7 protein-coding genes are annotated in these 8,523 nt (G+C 74.5%); 2 read left to right on the top strand and 5 right to left on the bottom strand.

Annotated features, from left to right (window positions below; genetic code table 11):
- Positions 1-105 precede the first annotated feature (105 nt).
- Positions 106-1,602: a helix-turn-helix transcriptional regulator gene (locus EF918_RS28125; RefSeq protein ID WP_185921953.1), complete on the bottom strand. Its 1,497-nt coding sequence runs from the start codon at positions 1,600-1,602 to the stop codon at positions 106-108.
- A 109-nt stretch (positions 1,603-1,711) separates the two neighbouring features.
- On the opposite strand from EF918_RS28125, the gene EF918_RS28120 reads away from it, so the two are divergent.
- Complete coding sequence (locus tag EF918_RS28120; RefSeq protein WP_125651738.1) at positions 1,712-1,903, top strand: hypothetical protein; 192 nt, start codon at positions 1,712-1,714, stop codon at positions 1,901-1,903.
- A 28-nt stretch (positions 1,904-1,931) separates the two neighbouring features.
- On the opposite strand, the gene EF918_RS28115 is transcribed toward EF918_RS28120, so the two are convergent.
- Entirely contained in the window at positions 1,932-2,483 is a 552-nt protein-coding gene (locus tag EF918_RS28115; protein WP_125651737.1) for an ABATE domain-containing protein, read from the bottom strand.
- Positions 2,484-2,564: 81 nt separating this feature from the next.
- Between EF918_RS28115 and EF918_RS28110 the strand changes: the two genes are divergently transcribed.
- Positions 2,565-3,425, top strand: coding sequence for an alpha/beta fold hydrolase (locus EF918_RS28110; RefSeq protein ID WP_125651736.1), 861 nt, complete (start codon positions 2,565-2,567; stop codon positions 3,423-3,425).
- A gap of 80 nt (positions 3,426-3,505) precedes the next feature.
- Here EF918_RS28110 and EF918_RS28105 read toward each other — a convergent pair whose 3' ends face one another.
- The 3 genes from EF918_RS28105 to EF918_RS28095 all read right to left on the bottom strand — a co-directional run bounded on the left by EF918_RS28105 (position 3,506) and on the right by EF918_RS28095 (position 8,429).
- Positions 3,506-4,381, bottom strand: coding sequence for a cellulose-binding protein (locus EF918_RS28105; RefSeq protein WP_260610747.1), 876 nt, complete (start codon positions 4,379-4,381; stop codon positions 3,506-3,508).
- Between the two features lie 171 nt (positions 4,382-4,552).
- A complete protein-coding gene (locus EF918_RS28100) occupies positions 4,553-7,429 on the bottom strand; it encodes an SUKH-4 family immunity protein (protein ID WP_125651734.1) in 2,877 nt (958 codons plus the stop codon).
- A gap of 7 nt (positions 7,430-7,436) precedes the next feature.
- Complete coding sequence (locus EF918_RS28095) at positions 7,437-8,429, bottom strand: SMI1/KNR4 family protein (protein WP_125651733.1); 993 nt, start codon at positions 8,427-8,429, stop codon at positions 7,437-7,439.
- Between the last annotated feature and the right edge of the window lie 94 nt (positions 8,430-8,523).

Raw genomic sequence — 8,523 nt, 5'->3', positions numbered from 1 at the left:
CCAGGGCACCCTCCACATCCCCGCCCAGGGCACCTCCCCCGAAGCCCCGGTCACCGTCTACGTCACGGCCCGCGGGCTGCGCAGCGATCCGTACCGGTACACGCCTTAGCGGCGGCGGGCGGCCAGGTAGCGCCCGAGCCCGGCGCTGGTCCCGTAGTGCAGTCCGACCTCGTCCAGGGCCTCCGGTGTCCACCGGTCCACGAGCTCGTCGAGCAGGGCCGGATCGGGGCCCTCGTACAGCAGCTTGGCGAACCGGCTACGGAGACCCTGGCCGGCCTGGGCCACGCATGTGAACACCTCGACCCGCACGTGCCCATCGAGGGATCGCAAAGCCGCCTCGACCGAACCGTTCCTGTACGACACGTACCGAAGTGCCTCGGTCAGGACGTCATCGGCGATCTGTACCAGCCCCGCCTCGAAGAGCCCCGCGGCCACTTCGAGGACGAACCTGGTCTCTCGTCGGCGGGTTCGCCCCAACGCCCGCGCAGTGAAAGGCAAGCGGCCTGTTCCAGGGACCTGGGTGATCAGCAGGACGACGGCCGACGGCTCCGTCGCATGACGGAGCGTCGCGCCGACGAGCCGGTCACTCAACTCTCTGGACCCCGCCCCCTTGCCGAGTCCCCGGACGAAGCGGGCGAGGGCACCGTAGTCCCCCATGCGGGGAGTGAGACCTGCCTCGAACCAGTCACTCAAGCGGTGACGGACGCTGAGGGGCCATTCCTTACGGGCGAACACGTCCAGGGCGATCCGGACGACCTCCTCGTCCGGCCGCAACCGCCCGACGTCCATGACGAACGGAGCGAGCTGCGCCTCGTGCCCTTCGGCCACGAGCCAGTCCGCCAGGTCGAGGACCTCCTCCGGCGGCCGGGCCCACGCGGCCTCCGTCAGGTCCCGCGCCGCCGCGGAGAAGTCCCCGTCCTCCCACATGGCCAGCAGCTGCCCCTTGAGGGCGTACAGCGGGAGCGGGCCCACCGCCGTGCGGCCGGCCAGTTCCTCCTCCAGACGAAGGACGCGCTCCTTCAGCTCCCGGCTGCGTTCCTCCGCCGCCTCCCGGTGGCGTTGCGCGTCCCGCAGGTCCGCCCTCAGCGCCTCCAGCTCGGCCGCCACCCCGGTGCGCTCGGCGGACCAGTCCAGCTGGAGCCGGGCCAGGCCGTCGGCGTTCTCCTGGAGCTGCGCCTCCTTCTCCTCCAGCATCCGGTGCAGCGCCTCGACCGTGCGGTTCGCCCGTTCCGTCTCGCGCCGCGACCGGGCCAGGTCCGCCCGGAGCACCTCCAGCCGGTGCTCCGCCGGATCGCACTCCTTCAGCGCCACGAGCCAGGTCGCGTGCAGGGTCTCCTTCACCTCGACGGTGACGGGTGCGCCGTGCTCGTCCTCGACCACCTCGACGAGCTGCTTGACGAAGTGCTTGGGGGGCAGCTTCTTGCCGCTGAAGTAGCGGGAGACCGCGGACGGATCGAGCCCGATCCTCTTCGCGAACTGCCGCTGGCTGAGCTCCAACTTGGTGAACAACGCCTTCAACACGTTGCCGAGCTCGACAACTTCGGGGATCTCGCCCCGCTCGACCTGTGCGGAAACCCCAGGAACCCGGGCCAGTTCCGTCACGCCGTGTCCTCCCCCGTGTTGACCTGACAGCGGCAACATGATGCGACTTTCGCAACGCCCGCCGCGTCCCGCAGGGTTCCGGCATCGACCGAAAGGAGCCTCCGGCACCATGATCCTCGCCCGTTGGACGCAGCGCGTGTTCCTCACCTTGCTCGCCCTGCTGCCCGTCCTCGTCGTGACGACGGCCTTCGTCCCCGCCCTGCTCGTCCTGCCGTTCCGGCGCACCCGCGTCGCCGACACCCAGGCGCTGGTGCGGCAGCTCACCGCGTGGACCCGGGAGGTGCTCCGGGCCGGCCGCTAGCCTCGCGCCCCCGGCCCCCGCCCCCGCGCTAGCTCTGGGGCTCGCCCTTGTGGCGGGCGTAGTAGCGGGCCACGCGGGTGCGGTTGCCGCAGGTGGTCGCGACGCACCAGCGGCGGCGGGGGTGGGCGGGGAGGAAGATCAGGACGCAGTCGGCGGCCTCGCAGGCGCGGATCCGGGACGCCTTCGGGTCGGTCAGGAGATCCACCGCCGCCTCGGCCAGTTCCGCGGCCAGGGCCCGGTCGGGGGTGGCCGCGCGGTGGACGGTCACGCTGGGGCCGGACGCGTCCCAGGACAGTTCCCGGTACGCGGGCGCGGCCGCCAGGGCGGCGTTGAGGGCGTGCAGCTCGGGGCGGCCGCCCGCGCGGACGGCGTCCAGGGCGGCCCGGGTCGCCTCCCGTACGGCGCGCACGGCGGCCAGCTCCGCCTCCCCCACCTCGGCGGGCGGGGTCAGCCGGGCGGACTGCTGCTCCAGCCAGGCCGCGAGGGCGGACGGGCCGTCGAGCAGATCGCCCTCGGCGGTGCGGGTGTTCACCAGGTCCAGGGCCAGCGGCTCACCGAGGAGGGGGAAGGCGTCGGTCATGACGCTAATGGTACATGGTGCGCTTGACGCATTAGAGGGTAGGCCGCAGACTAATGCCCAACAGCGACCAGGAGGCATGTGATGAGCGCGTACGGGATCCAGCACCGCCACATCGACATCGACGGGGTACGCGTCTTCTACCGCGAGGCCGGGCCGGCCGACGGGCCCGTCCTGCTGCTGCTCCACGGCTTCCCCACGGCCTCGCACCAGTTCGTCCGGCTGATGACCGCCCTCGGCGGCGGCGCCTACCGGCTGATCGCCCCCGACTACCCCGGCTTCGGCCACACCGAGGCCCCCGCCGGGTACCGGTACTCCTTCGACGCCCTCGCCGACACCGTCGAGGCCTTCACCGACGCGCTGGGCCTGGAGAAGTTCGCCCTCTACCTCTTCGACTTCGGCGGCCCCGTCGGCCTGCGGCTCGCCGAACGCCGGCCCGCACGGATCACCGGCCTGATCGTCCAGAACGCCAACGCCTACGAGGACGGGCTCTCCGACGCCGCCCGCACGTTCATCGCCCTGCGCCGCACCGACCCCGGCGCCGAGGAGCAGGTGCGCTCGCTGTTCACCCCCGCGGGCACCCGCATGCAGTACGAGACGGGGGTCGCCGACCCGAGCCTGCTCTCCCCGGACAGCTGGACCCTCGACCAGCACTTCCTGGACCGGCCCGGCCGCGCCGACGCCCAGGCCGACCTCGCCTTCGACTACCGGTCGAACGTCGCGCGCTACCCCGCCTGGCAGGCCTGGCTGGCCGAGCACCGGCCGCCGACGCTCGTCCTGTGGGGCGCCGGCGACCCCTTCTTCACCCCCGCCGGGGCCAAGGCCTTCCTGCGCGACGTACCCGAGGCCGAGCTGCACCTCTTCGACGACGCCGGGCACTTCGCCCTGGAGACCCACCTCGACCCGGCCGTCCCGCTGATCACGGACTTCCTCGCCCGACTGTGACGCGCCCGGCCGGGCCGACCGTGGCCGGGGGCAACCCGTACCGGTACCCGCCGCAGCCCTCGGCCCCCGGTCCTCGGCCCTCAGCCCTCGGCCGGGGCCCGGCCGGTCAGGGCCGCCAGGCTCGCGCGGACATGGTCCATGTGGGCGCGGATCTCCTCCTGCGCCGCCGCGTGCTCGCGCAGCACCCGCTCCGTCTCCCGGGCCACCCGCTCCTCCCGCACCCGGGCCTGGGCGAGCAGCTCCGCCGCCCGGGCCTCCGCCTCCTCCTGCCCGTGCCGGGCGGCCTCCTCGGCCTCCGCGTACGCCCGCCGCGCCTCCGCCAGCCGGCCCTGGCCGTACCGGTCCCACTCCCGGTCCCGGGTCTCCGCCTCGGCCTCCCGCTGCGCGAACTCCCGTTCGGCCAGCTCCCGGCGCGCCCGCTGGTCCGCCTCCTGCTCCGCCAGCAACGCCTCGCAGCGCCGGACCGTCTCCTCCAGCGCCGCCTGCGCCTCACCCACCCAGCCGGCCGCGTCCTGCCGGGCCCGGCCCCGTACCTCGTCCGCCTCCTGCTCCGCCCGCAGCAGCCCCTGCCGGATCCGGACCTCGGTCTGCTCCCGCACCGCCTCGGCGTCCTGCCGGGCCAGCTCCGCCACCCGGTCCGCGTGCGCCTGCGCCGCCTCCGCCGTCGCCGAGGCGTCGGCCTGCGCCTCCGCCCGCACCGCAGCGGCCTCCTCCAGCACCAGGGCCAGGATCCGGCGGGCCCGCTCCGTCAGATCGTCGTACGTCTGCGGCGCGAGCGCCGCCACCGCCGCACGCAGCCGCTCCGCCTCGGCCTCCATCCGCTTGGCCAGCACGGTCAGCCGGGCCACCCGCTCCCAGGCCTCGTCCCGGCTCCCGGACAGCCGGGCCACGGTCCGGTCGACCTCGTCCGGGCGGTAGCCGCGCCCGCGGACGGTCGCGAAACCATGAGGTGACATGGGTGCACTCATCGTGGAAGCGCCTCTCTCGCGGGGCCGGTTCGCGTCGGTTCCTGTCAAGGATGCGCCATTTGCTCCCGGAAGCGGCAATGGCCGGGCCGCAACCCCCCGAGGAGGGTCACGCCCCGGCCACCACCTGGCCACACACCGGGCCCGTTCAGGCCCTTCGGATCAGAGCAGGCCGTCCCACATCTGCTCCACCAGGACCGACCACCAGCTCTCCGGCGAGGCCAGGGCGGCACTGTCCAGCCCGGCCAGGTTCGCCTGGAAGTCGACGGTCCAACGCCCCGCCTGCTCCGGCGTCAGATGCAGACGCAGCCTCCACATGTGACCCAGCATCGCCAGCGACCGCACGAACTGCGGCAGGCTGGAATTGACGAACTGCGGCGGCACCGGAGCACCACCCGGACCGCCCTCCACCGGGACCGCCACGATGTGCGCCGTCCCGTACTGCACGCACAACGCCTTGCCGAAGTCGCTGCCGATCACCAGGTACGAGCCCGCGTCCGACGCCGGCTGCACCTGCCGCTGCGCCGCCAGCTCCGCCAGCGTCGGCACCGGCTGGCCCGGCTGGGCCTGCGCCCAGAAGAACGGACCCACGTCCAGCGGCAGACCGGCCCACACCAGGGTGTGCGCCACGATCTCGGGCACGCCCTGGCGGGACACGGCCCGCTGGTCGTAGCGGAAGACGCCCTGCGGGCCGAACGCGCCCAGCAGCTCCTGCCCGATCGCCTCCATCGGCACCGCCGGCTGGAGCGGAACCTGCGGCAGCGGGGCCCGGACCGGCGCCGGCCGGGCCGGGCCGTCGGCCACCTGGTGCAGCTCACCCTGGTGGGTGAGCAGGTGCCGCATACCGGCCTGACGGCCTGCGTGGTCCTTGCCGTACGGGGCCACGCTGGTGATCCGCACCTGGGGCCAGGTCTCACGAATCATCCGGGCGCAGTAGCCGCCCGGCAGCTCGCAGGACTCCAGCTCGGTGTGCAGTTCGAGCACCTGCTGCGGCGGCACGTTCAACGCACGCAGCTCGTGCAGGATCTGCCACTCCGGGTGCGGGGTACCGGGCGCCGAGCGGCGGATGATCTGCTGCTCGGACCCGTCGGGCGCGCGGTAGCGCAGCACCGCCTGGTAACCGGGCCCGACCGTGGGCACGCCGGACTGCGCCGGGGGCACGGCAGGCTGGCCCGGAGCGGACGGCTGGCCCGGAGCGGGCGCGGGCGGCGGGACCTGGCCGGGGCCGGCCATCATCGTCGGCGCGTGGTCGACCCCCGGACCGCCGGGGGCACGGCCGGCCGCCGGGGCTCCCGGCGGGCCGGGAGGCGCGGGAGGCCCGGCAGGCCCGGGCCGACCACCCGGCTGACCGCCCATGACGGCCGGACCGGCCAGCATCGTCGCGGCATGGTCCAGCCCACCACCAGGCGCACCAGGCGGCCCAGGAGGCGCAACGGGCGCGCCAGGAGCACCAGGGGCCGGAGGCGGCCCCGGAGGAGCCGGGGGCCCACCCACGACGGCGGGACCGGCCAGCATCGTCGCGGCATGGTCGAGCCCACCCCCGAGGGAACCGCCGGGCGCACCGGGCGGCCCAGGAGGCGCAACGGGCGTACCCGGAGCACCGGGCGCACCAGGAGCACCGGGCGCACCCGGCGCCGGAGGCGGCCCCGGAGGAGCCGGGGGCCCACCCACGACGGCGGGACCGGCCAGCATGGTCGCCGCATGGTCCAGCCCACCACCGAGCGAACCAGCCGCACCAGGCGGACCGGGCGCAACGGCCGGAGCACCAGAGGCAGCAGGCGGCCCAGGAGGCGCAGCAGGCGCGGGCGGACCACCCAACGCAGGCCCGGCCAGCATCGTCGCCGCGTGGTCCGGGGCACTCGAAGGACTCGGGGGCACAGGCGCACCAGGGGCTCCCGGCGGGCCGGGGGGCACAGGCGCGCCCTGCGCCCCGGGCGGACCGGCGGGGCGTTCGACCGCGGCCTTGCCGGTGGGTGCGTTGGCGAAGTCGACGTCGAGCGCCGGAGCCACGGCCGTGGCGGGCAGCCGGCTACCGCCGGGCATGAGCGTGGTCCTCGCCTCGGACCCCGCACTCGGCGCGGCGTCGTCGAAGTCCGACCCGGACAACGGCGGCGCGAACACAGTGGCCGGCAACGGCACCGAAGCGTCGTCCCCACCACTCACATCGGTCCCGGCCCAGGGCGTACCGCCGACGGGCACCCCACCCGAACCCACACTCCCCGGCGCAGCCGGAAAACCGGGCGCGGGCGTGCCACCCGGCACACCGTGGGCCTCGCTGCCCGGCGCGGCCGGGAACCCGGGCGCGGGCGTGCTGCCCGGCGCGGGCGGGAAGGCCGACCCCGGTGTACCGCCGGCAGGCGTGCCACCCGGCGCCCCGGGGAACCCGGGCGCGGGCGTCCCGCCCGACGGCGTCGCACCGCCCGGCGCCCCGGGCGCCGCGCTGCCCGGCGCGGCCGGGAACGCAGGCGCGGACGCGCTGCCCGGCGCCGCCGGGAACCCACCCGCCGGCGTCCCGCCGGCAGGCGTCCCGCCCGGCGCCCCGGCCGCGCCCCGGCCGCCGTCCGCGGCGGCAGGCACCGGCGCCCCGGCAGCCGGAGCCGAGCCCGCGGCAGCACCCGGAGCCGAGCCGCCGGCCGGAGCCGAGGCAGCAGGGGACGGAGCCGGGCCCAGGCCCGCAGGCGCGGCGGCCTGGAGCCATTCCGGGGGGCTCAGCATGAACGACGTCTGCTCCGAGTCGATCCGCGGCGTCGGCACCGACACCTCCGGCGCTCCCGAAGCCGCCGACCCGTACTCCTCCTCGTACCGGCGGATCACCTCACCCACCGGCAACCCCGGCCACAACGTCACCTCACCACTGTCCCGCGCGATCACCAACCGCTGCCGGCCGCCACCCGACACCGGCCCCGCCGCACGGTCCTCCGCCCACACCACGAAGCCCAGACCGAACTCCCGCACCCGCACCTCACGATGCTGGTACGCCGCCACATCCCCGTTGATCCATTCCTCGGCGCGCTCCTGCGCCTGCGCGAACGTCACCACGACGCCCTCACCCCTCCACCGACGCCGACGCCACCGGAACCGAACGCGCGAAACCGCCGTCCACCATCAGACCGGCCACCGACTCCAACTCCGGCGGGTTCCCGGCCAACCTTTCGAGAAAGGCGTCGAAATCCGCACCGCACGGCAACAACAACCGCTCCACCCGTTCCTGCACCGCCCAGCCGTCCTGGTCACGCGCATCGTCGAACGGGGAGAACCACACCGACCCGAGCGCCTCGCCCTTCACCTTCACCGCCAGCAACCCACCCTGTACGAACGCCACCCCCAGGTAGTCCTTCGTCAGGTGGTCCCGCAGGCACTTGTTGACGTACACCAGGTCATTGACCGCCGCCTCCTCACGCACCGTGAAGAACGGCTGGTCCACCAACAACCCCAGCTCCACGTCCAGCCCCGCACCCACCGGCGCACACCCGCCCGCCGCCTTCAGGAACGCCCGGTACGGCTCCGGCAGCCGATACCCCAGATCCTCCTCCACACCCTGCACCTGCGACTCCGTCACCGACACCACCGTCTTCGGCAACGCCAGATGCACCGGCCGCACCTCCTGCAACGGCCGCGTCCCCCGCTTGGTGTGGTCCACCGGAGCCGTCGCCAGCCCCGCATGGTGCCGCAACAACGCCTTCACCTCGACCGGAACGAGCTCCAGCCGACGGGAACCCGCCACGTGATGCCACGTCCAGCCGTGCGGGGTCGCCACGGGACCCACCGTGTCCCACAACTCGTGCCCCGCCGCACGCATCGCCGCATTCGCGGACACGTAGTCCGTCAGCCGCAGCTCGTCCACACCGAAGCCCTCCGGCGGCTCCGCGATCTCCACCGCCGCACGGGCATAAGGCGAAAAATCCGGATGGCCGTTCCCGTCCATCCGTACCCCCAAGGGATGCCGCGCGGCCCGGACCGGGTCCGGAAAATGCACGACCTGCCCCGAGTACGCGGCATTGGGTGGCGCGGCCTGGTGTCCGAGCCGACCTGACGTCATGGCGGTAGCCCCCTGCTGGATCTGGCGGATTGACCACAGCCTATGCGGTCGGGCAAGCCCGGCACCCGCCCGCGAGCCCCCCACACGCCGACCA

The organism is Streptomyces sp. WAC06614, assembly GCF_003949795.1.
In the GTDB taxonomy this organism is placed as follows: Bacteria; Actinomycetota; Actinomycetes; order Streptomycetales; family Streptomycetaceae; genus Streptomyces.
This window is presented reverse-complemented; position numbering and strand designations above follow the sequence as displayed.

What these genes read in the sequence shown, in the direction of transcription:
- EF918_RS28120 (WP_125651738.1), top strand. Translation starts at nt 1,712, where the DNA reads ATGATCCTCGCCCGTTGGACGCAGCGCGTGTTCCTCACCTTGCTCGCC.
- EF918_RS28115 (WP_125651737.1), bottom strand. Translation starts at nt 2,483, where the DNA reads ATGACCGACGCCTTCCCCCTCCTCGGTGAGCCGCTGGCCCTGGACCTG.
- EF918_RS28110 (WP_125651736.1), top strand. Translation starts at nt 2,565, where the DNA reads ATGAGCGCGTACGGGATCCAGCACCGCCACATCGACATCGACGGGGTA.
- EF918_RS28105 (WP_260610747.1), bottom strand. Translation starts at nt 4,381, where the DNA reads ATGTCACCTCATGGTTTCGCGACCGTCCGCGGGCGCGGCTACCGCCCG.
- EF918_RS28095 (WP_125651733.1), bottom strand. Translation starts at nt 8,429, where the DNA reads ATGACGTCAGGTCGGCTCGGACACCAGGCCGCGCCACCCAATGCCGCG.